This is a genomic window from Myxosarcina sp. GI1(2024), from assembly GCF_053543375.1.
In genome coordinates, this window is sequence record NZ_JBKGTY010000002.1 from 908274 (window position 1) to 924397 (window position 16124).

14 protein-coding genes are annotated in these 16124 nt (G+C 42.3%); 4 read left to right on the forward strand and 10 right to left on the reverse strand.

Annotated features, from left to right (window positions below; genetic code table 11):
• The first annotated feature begins 20 nt into the window (after positions 1–20).
• Both dnaN and ACLFKQ_RS13280 read left to right on the forward strand, forming a co-directional pair.
• Entirely contained in the window at positions 21–1238 is a 1218-nt protein-coding gene (gene dnaN / locus ACLFKQ_RS13275; RefSeq protein WP_449000255.1) for a DNA polymerase III subunit beta, read from the forward strand.
• A 41-nt stretch (positions 1239–1279) separates the two neighbouring features.
• Positions 1280–2920, forward strand: a complete 1641-nt coding sequence (locus tag ACLFKQ_RS13280; RefSeq protein WP_449000256.1) for an energy transducer TonB — start codon at positions 1280–1282, stop codon at positions 2918–2920.
• A 91-nt stretch (positions 2921–3011) separates the two neighbouring features.
• On the opposite strand, the gene ACLFKQ_RS13285 is transcribed toward ACLFKQ_RS13280, so the two are convergent.
• From ACLFKQ_RS13285 to ACLFKQ_RS13305, 5 genes are all read right to left on the reverse strand, one after another.
• The gene (locus tag ACLFKQ_RS13285) at positions 3012–4205 is read right to left on the reverse strand and encodes a Coenzyme F420 hydrogenase/dehydrogenase, beta subunit C-terminal domain (RefSeq protein ID WP_449000355.1); all 1194 of its coding nucleotides are present in this window, start codon (positions 4203–4205) and stop codon (positions 3012–3014) included.
• Positions 4206–4470: 265 nt separating this feature from the next.
• Positions 4471–6381 (reverse strand): 1-deoxy-D-xylulose-5-phosphate synthase, encoded by a 1911-nt coding sequence (gene dxs, locus ACLFKQ_RS13290; RefSeq protein WP_449000257.1) that lies wholly within the window; start codon positions 6379–6381, stop codon positions 4471–4473.
• Between the two features lie 292 nt (positions 6382–6673).
• On the reverse strand, positions 6674–6874 hold the full coding sequence (locus ACLFKQ_RS13295) for a hypothetical protein (RefSeq protein ID WP_449000258.1): 201 nt from the start codon (positions 6872–6874) through the stop codon (positions 6674–6676).
• The gene (locus ACLFKQ_RS13300; RefSeq protein ID WP_449000259.1) at positions 6871–7122 is read right to left on the reverse strand and encodes a DUF7219 family protein; all 252 of its coding nucleotides are present in this window, start codon (positions 7120–7122) and stop codon (positions 6871–6873) included. Before ACLFKQ_RS13300 ends, ACLFKQ_RS13295 begins: the two co-directional genes overlap by 4 nt.
• A gap of 292 nt (positions 7123–7414) precedes the next feature.
• A complete protein-coding gene (locus ACLFKQ_RS13305) occupies positions 7415–8482 on the reverse strand; it encodes a potassium channel family protein (protein ID WP_449000260.1) in 1068 nt (355 codons plus the stop codon).
• 147 nt (positions 8483–8629) lie between these two features.
• Between ACLFKQ_RS13305 and ACLFKQ_RS13310 the strand changes: the two genes are divergently transcribed.
• Positions 8630–9904, forward strand: coding sequence for an acetylornithine/succinylornithine family transaminase (locus ACLFKQ_RS13310; RefSeq protein WP_449000261.1), 1275 nt, complete (start codon positions 8630–8632; stop codon positions 9902–9904).
• A 400-nt stretch (positions 9905–10304) separates the two neighbouring features.
• Positions 10305–11030 carry a lysozyme gene (locus ACLFKQ_RS13315; RefSeq protein WP_449000262.1) on the forward strand — a complete coding sequence of 242 codons (726 nt, stop codon included), beginning with the start codon at positions 10305–10307 and terminating at the stop codon, positions 11028–11030.
• Positions 11031–11406: 376 nt separating this feature from the next.
• Here the strand turns inward: ACLFKQ_RS13315 and ACLFKQ_RS13320 are convergent, their stop codons facing one another.
• The 5 genes from ACLFKQ_RS13320 to ACLFKQ_RS13340 form a co-directional block, all read right to left on the reverse strand.
• The gene (locus ACLFKQ_RS13320; protein ID WP_449000263.1) at positions 11407–12411 is read right to left on the reverse strand and encodes a DMT family transporter; all 1005 of its coding nucleotides are present in this window, start codon (positions 12409–12411) and stop codon (positions 11407–11409) included.
• Positions 12412–12555: 144 nt separating this feature from the next.
• Complete coding sequence (gene plsY, locus ACLFKQ_RS13325; RefSeq protein ID WP_449000264.1) at positions 12556–13203, reverse strand: glycerol-3-phosphate 1-O-acyltransferase PlsY; 648 nt, start codon at positions 13201–13203, stop codon at positions 12556–12558.
• A gap of 81 nt (positions 13204–13284) precedes the next feature.
• Entirely contained in the window at positions 13285–14673 is a 1389-nt protein-coding gene (locus tag ACLFKQ_RS13330; protein WP_449000265.1) for a DUF3086 domain-containing protein, read from the reverse strand.
• 51 nt (positions 14674–14724) lie between these two features.
• Entirely contained in the window at positions 14725–15117 is a 393-nt protein-coding gene (locus ACLFKQ_RS13335) for a DUF3119 family protein (RefSeq protein WP_449000266.1), read from the reverse strand.
• Positions 15118–15184: 67 nt separating this feature from the next.
• The gene (locus ACLFKQ_RS13340) at positions 15185–15979 is read right to left on the reverse strand and encodes an MlaE family lipid ABC transporter permease subunit (protein ID WP_449000267.1); all 795 of its coding nucleotides are present in this window, start codon (positions 15977–15979) and stop codon (positions 15185–15187) included.
• Positions 15980–16124: the final 145 nt, after the last annotated feature.

Below are 16124 nucleotides of genomic sequence, written 5' to 3' on the forward strand. Positions count from 1 at the left end.
TCAAACATAGAAGTTAAACAATGAAAATTATTTGCAGTCAAAGCGATCTCAAAAGCAATCTGTCTTTGGTCAGTCGTATCGTTCCCTCGCGCCCCGAACCAGTTGTCTTGGGTAATGTCTTATTTGAAGCCGAAACCACTACTCAAAAAATTAGCATCACTGCCTATGACGGTAGCATCGGAATTCAAACCAAGTTTAATGCTGAAGTAGTCGAACCGGGCAGCATTACTTTGCCAGCCAAACTAGTTAATGAAATCGTTACCCGACTGCCAGAAATGGAAATTACCCTTAGTTCTTTTGACGATGAGGAAAACTCAATCGCTACTCTGAGTTCGGTAACGGGAAAATTTGAGCTGTCAGGCATCGATGCGGCAGAATTTCCCGAATTGCCAGTAATCGATCGGGCAGAAACATTATCACTGCCAGTAGCTGCTTTAAGCCAAGGATTGGCAGGCTGTTTGTTTGCTGCGAGTACGGAATTATCCAAGCAGGTGCTGACGGGAGTTCACGTTAAGTCTCAAGGAGAGACTGGGGCAACTGTAAGAGAAACGGTGGAATTTGCGGCTACGGACAGTCATCGCTTAGCAGTGGTAGAAGCTGCCTTGGACTCAGAAGCAGAAACCGCAGCAGCATCCGATGATGTAGTTCCAGTTCCCTCACCCGGATCCCCCGCCCAGCTGGATTTACCAGAATTTGCCATTACCATTCCCGCTAGAGCTTTACGCGAACTAGAGAAAATCTTAGGGGATGCCGAAGCTACGGATTTAGTACAGATAAGATTTGATGAAACCCAGATCGGCTTTAAATTGGGCGATCGCCTGCTCAATAGTTCTCGAATTACCGGAGACTATCCCGCCTACTGGCAATTAATTCCCCAGAGCTTCAATCGCGAAGCAATCGTGGAACGAAAAAGACTGATAAGTAGTTTAGAATTAGTAGCAGTATTAGCCCAGAGAAACAATATAGTTAAATTTAGTTTAAACTGCGATCGCAGTGAATTGATAGTTTCCGCTGATGCTAGAGATATTGGTAGTGCCAAACAGACAATAAGCGCAGAAATTATGGGAGCTAATATTGAGATTGCCTTTAATATCAAATACTTAATGGATGGCTTAAAAGCACTCTCTGCCACAGAAATCAAAATGCAGTTGAATGAATGGAATCAGCCGGTTATTTTTACGCCTTTAAGTGGTTCGAAAATGACTTATTTGGTAATGCCAGTTCAAATTAGAAATTAGGCTCGAGATCGAATATTATTATTGCTTGCGTTATTGTGGGTATGTCTTACGAATCAAAAATTAACAATCGTGGAGAAATTACTGGCTCTCTCGAACCACATGCTAATAATTTTTTGCGCCCAACACCACTGGCTCTGTTAGCTTCTGTTATTTTGCATCTGTTAGTCTACAAGTTTGGGTTGCCTAACTTTAGCTTCAATACCAATCCGACCAAACGAGAAGTCTCCATTGTCGAGTTAACTCCAGAACAACAATCTCGCTTACCCAATTTATATCCCGAACTCTATAGACAACCAGAGATTCCAGGATTAGAAAATCTACCCACCGATACCGATAACCCAGCTCCTCCCTTCGCACTGCCTCCATCTTTGACTCCTGGTATCGAAGGTTTTCCCAACCTGCCACCAGTATCGATTCCCCTGCCTCCTAAATTCGATATTCCGCCATTACCACCACTACCAAATACCAAAATCGAATTGCCTCCGATTGGAGATTTATCTACATTACCGCCACCACCTTCAGTAGAATCTTTTAACTTGCCCGAAACTCAAACCGAAACTTCTCCTACTCCTTCCGAACCGCCACCAGAAGAAAAACCAGAACCATCAGCACCACCACCAGAGGAAAAATCGGAATCAGAAGCATCAGAACCAGAAACACAACCTTCTTCTCAAGAAATTGCCGCACGACGACAGCAAAATCTCCATCAAGAAGTTAGCAGCATCAGTAGCAGTTTACAAAAACAAAACGATGCTACTACTAACGAAGATGCTCGCAAAAACTATGTAGCTTGGCTAAATCGCGTAAAAGCGATCGCGCCAGAAAACATTGAGATTGAAGGAACTTATCCACGAGATGCTTGTATCAGAAGACTGGAAGGAACGAGCGTTTTTGGAGTCGTAGTCGATGCTAGCGGTCGGGTAGTTGCTTCGGATTTACTCAAGGGTGCTCAATACCCCGTTTTCGATCTCCAGGGAAGTAATGATCTTGCCGAAGTAAGTTTGGAAAACGATACGGAAAAACCCAAACCCTATCGAGTAACTCTCAACTATCAATATGACTCGGAAATTTGTCCTTCTTTAACTCTACCCTCTCTCAGAAGAGAAGAAAAAACTGACGCGCCTCAACCCAAAACTCCAAAAACCCCAATAGAAAACGAAACCGAAGCATCCCCATCCCAAGCCGAAGATACTCTAGCACCAGAAGCCGAAACCCCAGAAACTACAACAACTGAAAGCGAGCGCTCACAACCCCAGCCTGAAGATGCTCCAGCATCAGAAACTCCGACCTCTGAAGAGCCATCCCTAAGGGAAAGATTGCGTGATGTCCCTTTGCTTCCCAAGGAACGATTTTCCTCTCCTGCGGTAGAACCACAACGCTCCTCAGAATCACCATCTCAAGCCGAAGATACTCCAGCACCAGAAGTCGAAAACCCAGAAACTACAACAACTGAAAGCGAGCGCTCACAACCCCAGCCTGAAGATGCTCCAGCATCAGAAACTCCGACCTCTGAAGAGCCATCCCTAAGGGAAAGATTGCGTGATGTCCCTTTGCTTCCCAAGGAACGATTTTCCTCTCCTGCGGTAGAACCAGAACACTCCTCGCCAAATCGGTCGACTGCAACTCCAGAAACTTCTAATCCGACCGATTTAAATCAAAACGAGAGCGAATTAAACAAATAGTTCCCAAATCTTCCAACAAAGTGCGAAAACTATGAACTGGTAAGCCCTCGCTGTTACGTTTTTTCTATCTTTAGCTATAAATGTAACTTCCTTATTTCGGTAACTCGTACTGTCCGACAATGTTTTTAGCATATTGCGGTACGTGGCTAGCCAACTTGTCGGGATGATTGCGCTTGAGATAGAGATAGTTGCGCGTGAAATGAGAATCAATAGAAAAACGAGCATATTCTAAACCTTTCGGTCCAATTTGCTCGATAACTACTCCCATCATTTTCGCCGCCCACATCGGTAGCGTTACTCCCTTGTCATAAGCGGGAATACTCTGTTGCACCGCTTGTTTGCGGTTGCCCTTAGCCATTACTGGCTGAGTGACTAATTGTTCTCTCACCAAATCTAGCATCTCGGCACCTGTATGGTTGCGAACCACGATCCACTGCCAACCGAAAGGCGCACCCATATAACCAACGACTAAATCGGCAAGAGAATTGACATAATCAAAACAACTCATGCAGGAAGGAGCAAAGACATCTTTTAATTTATTAGTTTTCAAACCAAAGAAAGGAACTTTTTCAATTGAACCATCTTGATGTTTGAAATGAATGCGAAAATCCTGCATGAACTCGTAATGCACTACTGTATCGGGAGACTTACTAGTAGTTGCTAAAAATTTCTGTAGTCCCTCACGGGAAACATTATCGACGCAGGGAGTACCCAAAACATAAAGCTTTTCTAAACCCAATTCTTTTTCTACTGCTCGTAGTGCCTGAATTTGGCAACCTACCCCAATAACCAACAATCGTTTCATTCCGGAATGCTCTATCTGTTCTAATACCGATAGATTAGGAGAAAGAGTCGGTTTATTAACCTTGGCCGCTAAGACTTCATCGCGAGTAGTAGCGATGATGGGCATGGGTTGAAATCGATCTTCTTTGGTATTTTGAACGCAAACTACCCCTTCAACTAAGTTGCGCTCTAACATTTCACAGGCGATGGTGCTGACAATTCCCGTCCATTGCGCTCCTTCAATTGGCTGCTGTTTTCGCGCTGCCATCATTTCCTGATTGACACCAAAATACCAATCATCTTCATTATCGAGGTTACGACTGCGCCCATGTGCCTGAGTTTCTAACTCAGCTATTTGCTGATTGATAAAGGCACAGGCTTCTTTGACATAGTGAATGTAATAGGTGTCACAGAGTCCGCATTCGCTACAAAGTTCTTTTGCAGGGCGACGGCTTCCTGGTTTTAAAGCTCTTGCTTTTCGATGAGGGGTAACGGTCATTATAAAAAAGTTTATTAATTTAAATAGGCAGTAATTGACAGGTTACGCCAAGAACCAGCCTTAAAACCAACCATTGCAAAGTTTTGTAATAGAACCGACAGCTTTCTCAAGCGATCGCTCGAACGCAGCTACAAAAAAGGCGGGTAATACCCACCTATAGGTTAAATTCAATTAAATCTTAAAAGTTGCGATCGCCGTTTTCACCAACGGTCACAGATTACTCCGTCTTTTTACGGCGGAGTAATCTGTGACTTCAACTAGAAAATATCTAGCTGACAACCGAAGGTTCTTTGCTGCTAAAAAAAGCTTTCAGAATACTTTCTGCCATTTGGGGACTGCTTAAGCCTAAATCGGCTTTCGACTGGTCTGGGGTGGCGTGATCGACTAACTTATCGGGTACGCCAAAACGTTTTACTGGAACTAGTACGTCATTGTCTTGTAAAGCTTCGATAACTGCCGAACCAAAACCGCCCATCAGACAGCCTTCTTCGAAAGTCGCTACCTTACCGATACTTTGGGCTAGCGGTAAGATTAACTCGGTATCTAAAGGTTTAACAAAACGAGCATTTACTACTGTTGCTTCGATACCGTGCTCGTTAAGAATTTCTGCAACCTGCATCGCAGGATGTACCATCGAACCATAGCCGACTAGTAAGATATCGTCACCGTTACGGAGAATTTCAGCTTTACCGATTTCAATTGGTTCCCATCCTTCTTCCATCAGAGGTACGCCTACTCCATTACCACGAGGATAGCGCATGGCGATCGCGCTGTCGGTATAATTTACTCCAGTTACGATCATTCGCTGTAGTTCGGCTTCATCTTTAGGTGCCATCACTACAATATTGGGAATACAGCGCAAATAAGCGATATCATACATTCCCTGGTGTGTAGGACCATCTGCCCCCACGATACCGGCGCGATCCAAACAGAAGAATACGGGGAGTTTTTGAATGCAAATATCGTGAATAATCTGATCGTATGCCCGTTGTAGGAAAGTAGAATAAATTGCCGCTACTGGTTTCATGCCTTCGCAAGCTAAGCCTGCCGACAGAGTTACGGCGTGTTGTTCGGCAATACCGACATCAATATACTGTTGGGGTAGTTTTTTCTGTAATTTATCTAAACCCGTTCCCGTTGCCATTGCTGCGGTAATACCGATGATTTTGGGGTCATTTCCTGCCAGAGTAGTGAGGGTATGAGCGAAAACTTTAGAGTACTTGGGTGGTTTGGGTTTGGCAGCAGGAAGGCTTTTACCAGTCGCCAAATTAAAGGGATTTTGGGCATGATAGCCCACGCGATCGCGTTCGGCAATTTCATAGCCCTTACCTTTGACTGTGGCTACGTGAACCAGTACGGGACCTGGTACTTTGTGTGCCTGTTTGAAGGTGGTAATTAATTCTGATAAGTTATGACCGTCGATCGGTCCGAAGTACTTGAAGCCTAATTCTTCAATTACCGCTCCTACCTTAGGTACCGTCAAACGTTTCATTCCTTCTTTAACCCTTTCCATTTCGGGAGTTAAAGATTCACCAAAGAAAGGTAATTGTTTAAATTGTTCTTCTAAATTATCGGAAAGAAATTGAACTGGTTCTGATAAACGGACTTTATTTAAATAGCGAGAAATCGCACCGACATTGGGCGAAATGGACATTTCATTATCATTTAAAATCACCATTAGGTTGGTGTTGGGTAAATGACCTGCATGGTTGATTGCTTCTAGTGCCATACCGCCAGTTAAAGCACCATCGCCAATCAATGCCACGCATTTATGGTCTTCTCCTTTAGCGTCTCTAGCTAACGCCATGCCTAAAGCAGCTGAAATACTCGTTGAAGCATGTCCTGCCCCAAAACAGTCAAATTTGTTTTCACAACGCTTGAGATAGCCAGCAATACCATCTTTTTGACGCAGAGTATCAAAGCGATGATATCTTCCCGTAAGCATTTTGTGGGGATATGCCTGATGCCCCACGTCCCAAACCACTTTATCTCGGTCTAAATCCAATGTTTGATAGAGAGCGATGGTTAATTCTACTACTCCCAAACCGGGACCGAGATGACCTCCACTAGTGGAAACTGTTTGTAAATGTTTTTCTCTTATTTGACGAGCGATATTTTTCAGTTGCCGAATTGATAAACCGTGTAACTGATTGGGATGAGTTATTTCACTTAAGTGCATACTGCCCTATTCTCTAATAACAAATCTTTTTTTAGTTCTATTTAAATTATCCTACTTTTGCGGTACGAGTCTTCGTTATAAGTTACTTTTATCTACTTACGGATGTTTGGTAGAGACTTAGTAGATATATTTTTAAAATATCGAGTTGATTTATCGTGCTTTCCCATAATTTGACTCAAAACAATACCATCCCAGGCGATCGCCTGGGATGGTATTACAATCAAGGTCTAAGCTTAGAGAGTATTTAGATAGATTAATTCAACATTTTCATCCTAACTAGAGAAAGATTAGCTCAAAAGTGACTCTGGGGTTCGATTACTTCAAATTCAGATTCTGCTAGAGATAATCTTACCGGTTCATCTTCATCTTCCAAAGGGTTTTGTTCCAACTTAACAATCCAGCGATCGAACTCCTGTTCGTAACCCTCAATAGTTCCTAAAAGTCCCTCAGCATAGTCGGGTTTGAGTACCCGTACTAAGGTACCCAATCTCATCGATCGTTCTCGTCAAAAGGATGTTCGCCAATACTCAACTGTTTTTTTGACCGTTTGAGCTGCTTCCAATAAGACTTAATGTTTTTATAAGCTTGGTACGGAGATAACTTGCCGTTAGTTTGCAAAGCACAAGTATAGTTCACTCGTTGAGAAAACTCTTGTAAATTGGCATTAAAAACCAAATTCTCGGGCTGGACTTTGCCTCGATAGGGGTAATGTGGATATAAAAATTCATTTTTGTCAATCATAATACCTGTGCGTTACACGAACTGGATTAAATTGAACGGTTTCAACTATATTTTAAATTTTAAGCTGAGTTTAAATTTAATTTAACTTATTCTTAACCAAAATTATATTCTTATTTTAACCTTATTTACATTTATAAATGAGAAGAGAATACGGCAAATTGCAACAATAATACCGTTACGAGCCAAAATTTTAGATGCCGTTTGATACTTACGGCAAATTCAACAACAACTTTACCGACCGAAAGAGAGCGAATTCGATCGCGATATCGAAAAAGATTACTGTTTAATAAATCTACTTCTGTTTGGGCAATCTAGGTAACTTAGAACTAATCGGACCGAGAATTTGATTGAGCTGGCGTAACTGTTCTGCTGTACCCATACAGATTAGAGCGTCTCGTTCTAAGATTAAAGTATCCCCAGTAGGTCCGGCGATCAGATTGCCATCAAAACGGCGAATTGCTAAGACTAAAGCCCCCGATTTAGACCGCAGTCGGGCTTCTCTGAGGCTTTTACCCACATAGGGACAAATTTCGGCATCGATCAAAAATTCTTCTAAATAGTAGGAACGATTCGACCCGGTAATGATCCCATCGACAAAATCCATTACCTGGGGTCGTAACGCAGCAGCAGCTAGCCTTTTACCTCCTGTAATGTAGGGAGATACTACCGCATCTGCCCCCGCCCGTTGTAACTTTTGTACTGCTTCTTCGCTACTAGCGCGGGCAATCGCTCTAATGCGGGGATTGAGAGTTTTAGCAGACAAAACAGTATAGAGATTTTGGGCATCGGAAGGTAAAGCCGTGACCAAACAAATGGCGCGATTGATTTTGGCGCGAACTAGAGATTCATCTAGAGTCGCATCTCCTAGAATCACCGTGTAACCCAACTGTTTGATTTCCTCTACTTCCTCCAAATTATCGTCAATAATCACAAAAGGTATCCCTTCTGCCGAAAATTCGCGAGCGACATGACGACCGGTACGCCCAAAACCACAGACAATGTAATGTTGTTCTAAAGACTCGATGATGCTTTTCTCCTGTCTCAATTTGATTCCTTCTTGAAAATACCCCTGAATCAGAGCTTCGGTAAAACGATTGACGATATAACCAATGGTAATCAAACCCATTAAAATTAGACCGATGGTAAATAGACGGGCTCTATCTCCTAGAGGACGTACCTCTGAAAACCCCACTGTAGAGAGAGTAATAATGGTCATATATGCCGATTCAGAAAAAGACCATTTTTCTACGAGCCAATACCATAAAGTACCAATGAGTACGATTCCTGCCAGAGCAGCAACTCCCGCAACTAATTGTTGGCGCAAACGCCCATATTTTTCAATGAAAGTAACGTTATACATTCAGAATATTCGTTCTTACCAACAATATTTTGGTAGTAAATTAACTAAATCGGGATCGAATTTAGTCTAAACTTGAAAGTCTTTAGAAGATAATCGCGATTTTAATTAAGATTTCACATAGATAGTAACTTTTATCAGGAGTAATTTGTGACACAATCCACACTATTAGCAACCTCGACCGACTCAAGCGAACCTTCCGATTTTAGCCGCGATCGCTTCGACCGCAATGTGATGAACACCTATGCTCGTTTTTCCATCGCGATCGACAAAGGAGCGGGATGTCGTCTTTGGGATACAGAAGGCAAGGAGTACCTCGATTTTGTCGCCGGAATTGCTACTTGTACCCTCGGTCATGCTCACCCAGTTTTGGTGAAAGCGGTCAACGAACAGATTCAAAAGCTCCATCACGTTTCTAATTTTTACTATATTCCCGAACAGGGACAATTAGCAGCATGGTTGGTAGAGCATTCTTGTGCCGATCGTGTTTTTTTCTGTAATTCCGGTGCAGAAGCCAACGAAGCAGCGATCAAGCTAGTACGCAAGTACGCTCACACTGCACCAGATTCAATACGCGAGCCAATTATTCTGACGGCAAATTCTAGCTTTCACGGCAGAACTATGGCGACGATGACGGCTACGGGACAATCTAAATACCACAAGAATTTCGAGCCCCTTGTAGATGGTTTTGCCTACGTTCCCTATAACGATATTACCGCTGTGGAAAATGCCATCGCCGATCTCGATGAAGGTACTTATCGTCGAGTAGCAGCAATTATGCTCGAACCGCTTCAGGGAGAAGGAGGGGTACGTCCCGGAGATTTAGATTATTTCTTGCGCCTGCGGAAAATCTGCGATGAAAACGGTATTTTACTAGTATTTGACGAAGTACAAACTGGTGTCGGTAGAACGGGCAAGCTTTGGGGACACGAAAATCTAGGCATTGAACCCGATATCTTTACCAGTGCCAAAGGTTTGGCAGGGGGAATTCCCATCGGTGCTATGTTGTGCAAAGAATCCTGTGCGGTATTCGAACCAGGCAATCATGCCAGTACTTTTGGGGGCAATCCCTTTGCCTGTGGTGTATCTCTGGCAGTATTACAGACTTTAGAGTCAGAAGATATTTTGCATAACGTCGAAGCTAGAGGCGAACAGTTAAGAGTTAGACTTAGAGCGATCGCCAAACAGTATCCTAACTTATTTAGCGAAGTAAGAGGTTGGGGTTTGATTAATGGGCTAGAACTGCGCTCGGATACCGACTTAAAATCTATCGATTTTGTGAAAGCAGCAATGGCAGAAGGATTATTATTCGCACCTGCAGGGACGCAAGTCTTACGTTTCGTGCCCCCATTAATCATCTCCGAAGCAGAAATAGATGAAGCGGCAACCATTTTAGAACGAGCGATCGCTAAACTTACCAGTTAACTGAGTTACTATCCTTATTCGCAGTGACAATCGTTAAACTGTTATGCTTTCAGTTCCGTTTCGCTGTTGAATGATGCATAATACTGTCAAGCAAGGTAAAGATTGCTTTGCTAGCAGACCACAAAACCTGGTCTAACGACCGGTGAGGAGTGAACGCCTGGAATAGAGCTTTTGGGATCGCAACAAGGACAGAACCCCAAAAGCTTGATTTCCAGTTATCAATTAGTTCGCTATCTCATCTCCAACAATAATTTTTAGCAGTTTTGTCCGCTCAAAATCCGGAATTTTTCGGAAAAACTAACATCTTAGGTCATAAAAAATTTTTTTACCAGGTTGATTTATCCTCTCAAATCTATTAAAACTGTCTAGTGAAATTTACAGATGGTGTTGAGAGAATATTTTGAAATATTTAAGTACGGCGATCGCGCTTGCAGGTATTTCCACTTTTGGATTGGTAAATCTTTCTAGTGCCACCAACGATAATATTAGAAAGCCAGAGAGAACAGTTAAGCAGAATTATGTAGCTCGCGGCAATAGCTCGATTTCTAGAGATTTATCTCAAGTTACCGGTAAGCTTCCTCCCATTACTTTTGAAGCACCTACTCCCCCGCCAGAAGAACGAGTAGCGATTAATAGCAGAACGGCTCGAGAGCAACTTCAGCCTCAAACCCAAATTTCGAAGAGAACTCTACAATTAATTCGTGAATTTGAAGGGTTTCGAGCTCGCGCCTATCTAGATACAGATGGTACGCCCGTAATTGGCTATGGATTATCTAAAGTCAACGGCAAAAAAGTAGCACTCGGCGATCGCATTTCAGTAAAGTCAGCCGAACGAGCTTTAAGTAAACAAGTCAAAACAATTCAACAACAGATCGATTCGGCAGTGACGGTGGAACTAAATGAAAATCAGCTTGGCGCGCTGAGTTCTATCGTCTTTAATGTCGGTACGGGATTTATTCACCAAAGTACTTTAATTAAAAAGCTCAATGCGGGAGATTATCAGGGGGCGGCAAATGAGTTTTTGCGTTGGAATAAGGCTAATGTTGGAGGTCGATTGGTGCCGCTTTCCGGATTATCGAGAAGAAGACAGGCTGAAAAAGAGCTATTTTTAACTCCAGTAAACTAGACAAATAGTAGTGGTTTATTCTCAGAGGTCATCTGAGAAGTATAAATATAAATTGTTACCTTTAAGCTTCCTAAATCCCCCAAGCTTGGGGGAGTTTAAGTTCAAAAACAACTCTTTTCCCCCAGATTTGGGAGGCTAGAGGGGTAAACTCTAGTATTAAAAAACTTTTTAGATGTCCTCTAAAACTATGATTCGAGTCGCTATGATTCGTTTAATGTTAAGAAGACTGGCTTAATCTTATACTTTTCAGACATCCTCTCAGTGATTATTCCAATTTTTCTTAGATTTGAATAGTCTCCTACTGCCTCCAAATTCATATATTTCAGTTATCCTGGGCTTGTTCAGCAAGCCCTAAATTAACCTGAGAGATTTTATATTAGGCAGTTTTTACTGAAGAGTTACTCGACTTAGCCAAATAAATACCAAATAAAATCAACCCAAAAACAATTCCATTAAACCAGCTTAAATTTTCATCGAAAATAATCCAAGCGAGTATGGCGGTAATTATTGGTTCTGATAGTAAAAATATTGCCACGAAACTAGAAGAAAACTGCTTGAGACTGTAAATTAATAAACCTTGTCCGATAACCTGACAAACAACTGCAAGAGCAATTACAATTAGCCAACCTTGCCAAGAATCGGGAAACAAACTACCTTCGCCAAACCAGGCTAGAGGAAATACAAATAAAGCTCCAAAACCACAACGCCAGAGCAAAATAGTTTTCGTATCGAATTTACCGCGCATACTACCAATAATTAGAAGATTAATCGCATAAAATATCGCCGCCAGCAACGCCAATCCATCTCCCATTAACATTTCCTCATCAGCTTTCCAGTCGCCCCAGCCAAGAGCAATACCTCCCGCTACTGCTAAAATAGTTCCCAGGATAAATTTGCGCTCGAAACGCTCATTGAAAATCAGCCAGCCACCAAGATTAGTAAACAACGGCGTTAAGTTTCGCAATACTGTCGAATTAGCAATGCTAGTTTGAGTTATCGACCAAGCCCAAAACATCACCGAGGTACTCGAAACTATAGCTACCAAAATTAACAATCCTTTTTCCCGATAGGTGGAAGTAAAGGATTGAGACTTACTGATATGAGCTTCTGGGGATTGTCGAATCCGAGCTAATTCTTGCCATAGCCAAAGAACAATAGTGGCAATCCAAAGACGATTGAAAACGGTGGCATTAGGACCTATTTCGACTTCACTAAGTTTGATAAAAATAGCGGCAAAGGAAAGAGCGATTGTTGCTAGTGATAGAGAAACTAATGCTGATGTAATGGGATTGAATGATAAATTCAGTCGTAGTTTCTGGGAAAACCAAACAGCTCGCTCTGTCCCCTTTTTTAAAGTTACTATCTTAAAATCTTTATTCAAAACAAATATGGTCAGTGATGAATTAAAGTTTTCCTCACTAACTTATTTAAGTCCGAACTACCCAAAAGTTGCAACCCATTCTTCTGGCTTCAATATTGAGTCTGCTGCGATCGTCAATCGCTTTAAATAGCTAAATCTTTAAACCTAGAGATTTTTTGGCATTTGCCCGATTTGCGGTTCTTCTCCCGCAAGCAGGCGTTGAATATTCGACTTGTGGCGTACGATTACATAAATTCCTGCAAGTCCGGTAAAGAGAATATAGGGCAGAGGTAAATTTAAGGCGATCGCCAGAAGATTAACTGCGATCGCTCCGGCAATGGAACTAAGAGAGACGATCCGCGAGACAGCCAGTACTAGGATAAAAGTAGTCAGAGTTCCCAGTCCTAACAGTGGCTCGATCGCCAATAAAATTCCCAAGCTAGTAGCTACCGATTTTCCTCCTGTAAAATTGAGCCAGATAGATTTACTATGACCTACGAGCGCTGCTAAAGCGGCGATGGCGACCAACCAAGGATGCCAGTCTGCAGGCAATATTGCTGTTGGAGATAGAGTATAAACCAAATATACTAACAAAACAGCACTCGTCCCTTTGAGCAAATCGATTATCAACACGGCGAGCGCCGCCCTTTTGCCTACAACTCGCAATACATTAGTCGCCCCAGTAGAACCAGAACCATGCTCTCGAATATCGATTCCTTTAAAATAACGTGCGGCTATATAGCCGGTAGGGAGCGAGCCGAGTAAATAAGCCACAATAACTAATAAAAAAATCAAGCCTAAAGTAGTCAACATACCAAGTTTCCGCCAATTGTCCTCTAACTCTTAGTTTATCGGCATAGAGAAACAAACAAGCTTACGTTACAAATTAATAAATTAATACAGGTAATTAGAACTTGCCGATTTAGGATCGGGAGCAAATGCTAACCACAAGGGAAATTTAAGTAAAGAAAGGTTAACTAACTCTTCAGTTTCATCAATAATAATTAGTGGTAGCAGTTTATCTTTAAGCAAGCGATCGGCTCTTTGTACTACCACTTCAGCCGAATCGAATAGCACTACTCCTCGATTGGCTCCAAAATCGCTGCGAGAGATTCCCAAACAGTCTTGTAGTCCCCTACGCCATTCGCCTAACTTTTCGGGAGTATCGATTAAAACCAGAACCTGACAGCGATCGCCATAGAGATGGCGAATTATCGAAATGATTGCCGAAGCAATGAGAATATTTTGCAAGCGGCTGTTCATACCTTGAATTGCTCCTCTACCACCGCGAGCAAAAAACCATTCTTGCACTTTTTCGGCATGAATTGGTTCGAAAGTACGGCGTAGTTGCCAAGGAGAACCATAATAATCCGGACGAGTACGATAGCGTTCTAAAATGGCGCGAATTTGCCTGGTTTGTTGGGCAAATGCCTGCTCGGCGAACTGAGGTTGAAGAGGTTGAGGAGATTGTGATGGAGTTTTTCTCTGTCTGCTTTCTCTAACCCTCACCCGCCCTTCTCTGGGAGGCTTTCTCGTTTCTACAGCAGAATTTAATTCTAATTGCTCGGCAGCAACCGCCAAATCTTGTAGACTACCGACCAGATAGTCTTTAAATCCCTGCACTCTAATTGCTAGTTCTTGGGAAGCACCAGCAAAGTTCTTACGCATTTCCTGACGAATGCGTTCTTGGCGGCGTTCTAATTTCTCAATTTCAATTTGTAAAGAATTTTTACGTTCTTTAAGTTCTTTCATGCCCTCTTCTACTAGCTGTCCGATATTTTTTTGGACTTCTTTTACTTGTTGCAGAACTATTTCTTCTTTTTGAGCGGATAAAGCCTCGATTTCAGCTAGCAAAGCTTGCTTTTGTTGTTTGAGTTCATCCAGCTCGACACTAATTGTCTCGGCTGGCTTGGCTTCAGCACTGCTAGTAGATTCGGATTCATCTAACCAGCGATCGGTAAATAACTCGGGTTTGCCTTCGTCATTATCACTTCCGTCACTCAATCCTTCCCAACTCAATTCTGTCTCGGTTGGCTCAAATTCTGAAACTTCAGCATCATCTACCAGTTCTGCTGACATGGCATTGTGTCCACCGCCTTCAGCATCTGTTTCCACCGACGCTGCTTCTGATTGAATTTCAGCGTCCTTAGAGGTTTCTGTTTCGTCCAACCAAATATCGGGAAGTGGCTCTGGGGTATTGTCTGTCGCTTCGATTATGTTTTCAGTTGACTCGTTTGCTTCATTGGTATCTGATTCGGGCATAGGAGAAAATTCGGAATTCATCGCTAACAAGAATTAACAACTAAAGTAAGCAGGAGATTTTTTTTTAAATAATTATTGTTTTGGTGGGCAATATTTTTCCAAGCAGTCTGTTAGAGTCTCGGGATCGAAAATTATCGGTAAGAAATGAATGCTATTAATCTCACGAAAATAAAACAAAATGGGAACTGGCTGCCAAAAAATCTGCCAATTCAACCAATCACTATAGGGAAAACTACGAATTATCTTTCCCGAACGATAGATATTTAAAGCCTTCTCGCTAAATTGAAGTCGAATGGTTTTGGTTTGAAGCATTAAAAATAAGCCAAATAGAGCAATTACTCCAGCAACCCAGAAATTAAGCCAGCCTAAAGGAATTGCCACGATAATTAAAAACCAGGGAATTTTATAGCTCGGAGATAGTTCGATCTGCTTTTGAGTTTCGGTCGTTTTTGTTGGAATTGCCATGCAAACACCTTGTTTTTTGCTGGTCGAATGTTTTTTGCTTATGCTCCTATCTTAAGACTAATCGATATTAGTTAAGTAAGTCTCGACCAGCACCTTGGAACATCAACCAAGATAGAAAGAAATTAAAAATAAAAATGGCAAGTAAAGCCGTCACTACTGCAGTAGTAGTAGACTCTCCCACTCCTTTTGCTCCTCCCGTAGTAGTTAAGCCCCAGCTACAGCCGATTGTTGCTACTAATGCTCCAAAAATAACCGACTTGATTAAAGCACTACACAAGTCCCAAAACTGTAAAAAGCTCCGAACTGATTCTAGAAAAGTCGTCTGGGAAATATCGTATAGCGTCGTGGCAATTATCAGTCCGCCAAACAATCCCGTCACGAGAGAAATTACCGTCAGAATCGGCAGCATCGAAGCACAAGCAATAACGCGAGGGATAACTAAATAGTCGATGGGATCGGTTTTTAAGACGTAGAGAGCGTCGATTTGCTCGGTTACTCGCATCGTTCCAATTTCGGCGGCAAAAGCCGAGCCTACCCTACCAGCAATTACCACTGCAGTTAATACAGGAGCTAATTCTCTTGTCAGAGCTAGTGCCAGAACTCCTCCTACTGCTTGTCCCGCACCAAAATTGAGAAATTCTCTCGCTACTTGAATAGTAAATACCATACCAACAAAAGCCGCCGTAATCAGAGCGATAGTCAACGAATCGGGACCGACTACTGCCATCTGTTCGCGAATATTACGGGGATTACCTTTAGCTTTCAGTAAATGAACTACTACCTGTCCTGCTAAAAAAACGGCCGCAATTAGACGTTGAAACCAAATTTGAATCCCGCTTTTAGAAGTTATTTTACTGGCCATTGGTTTCCCTAGAAAGATTAGTGTCAAACTTCGGCAATAGTAGCTCAAATTGTCTGTTGAGAACTTGCGAATTTTCTAGGAGATTATACCAATTCCGAGCGCTTTATAAAGCATGACCAAAGTAGGCAATCGTCTCAACTAGTTT

Bases quoted from the DNA above. Each gene is read 5' to 3' on its own strand.
- dnaN (WP_449000255.1), top strand. From the start codon at position 21: ATGAAAATTATTTGCAGTCAAAGCGATCTCAAAAGCAATCTGTCTTTG.
- ACLFKQ_RS13280 (WP_449000256.1), top strand. From the start codon at position 1,280: ATGTCTTACGAATCAAAAATTAACAATCGTGGAGAAATTACTGGCTCT.
- dxs (WP_449000257.1), bottom strand. From the start codon at position 6,381: ATGCACTTAAGTGAAATAACTCATCCCAATCAGTTACACGGTTTATCA.
- ACLFKQ_RS13295 (WP_449000258.1), bottom strand. From the start codon at position 6,874: ATGAGATTGGGTACCTTAGTACGGGTACTCAAACCCGACTATGCTGAG.
- ACLFKQ_RS13300 (WP_449000259.1), bottom strand. From the start codon at position 7,122: ATGATTGACAAAAATGAATTTTTATATCCACATTACCCCTATCGAGGC.
- ACLFKQ_RS13305 (WP_449000260.1), bottom strand. From the start codon at position 8,482: ATGTATAACGTTACTTTCATTGAAAAATATGGGCGTTTGCGCCAACAA.
- plsY (WP_449000264.1), bottom strand. From the start codon at position 13,203: ATGTTGACTACTTTAGGCTTGATTTTTTTATTAGTTATTGTGGCTTAT.
- ACLFKQ_RS13330 (WP_449000265.1), bottom strand. From the start codon at position 14,673: ATGAATTCCGAATTTTCTCCTATGCCCGAATCAGATACCAATGAAGCA.
- ACLFKQ_RS13335 (WP_449000266.1), bottom strand. From the start codon at position 15,117: ATGGCAATTCCAACAAAAACGACCGAAACTCAAAAGCAGATCGAACTA.
- ACLFKQ_RS13340 (WP_449000267.1), bottom strand. From the start codon at position 15,979: ATGGCCAGTAAAATAACTTCTAAAAGCGGGATTCAAATTTGGTTTCAA.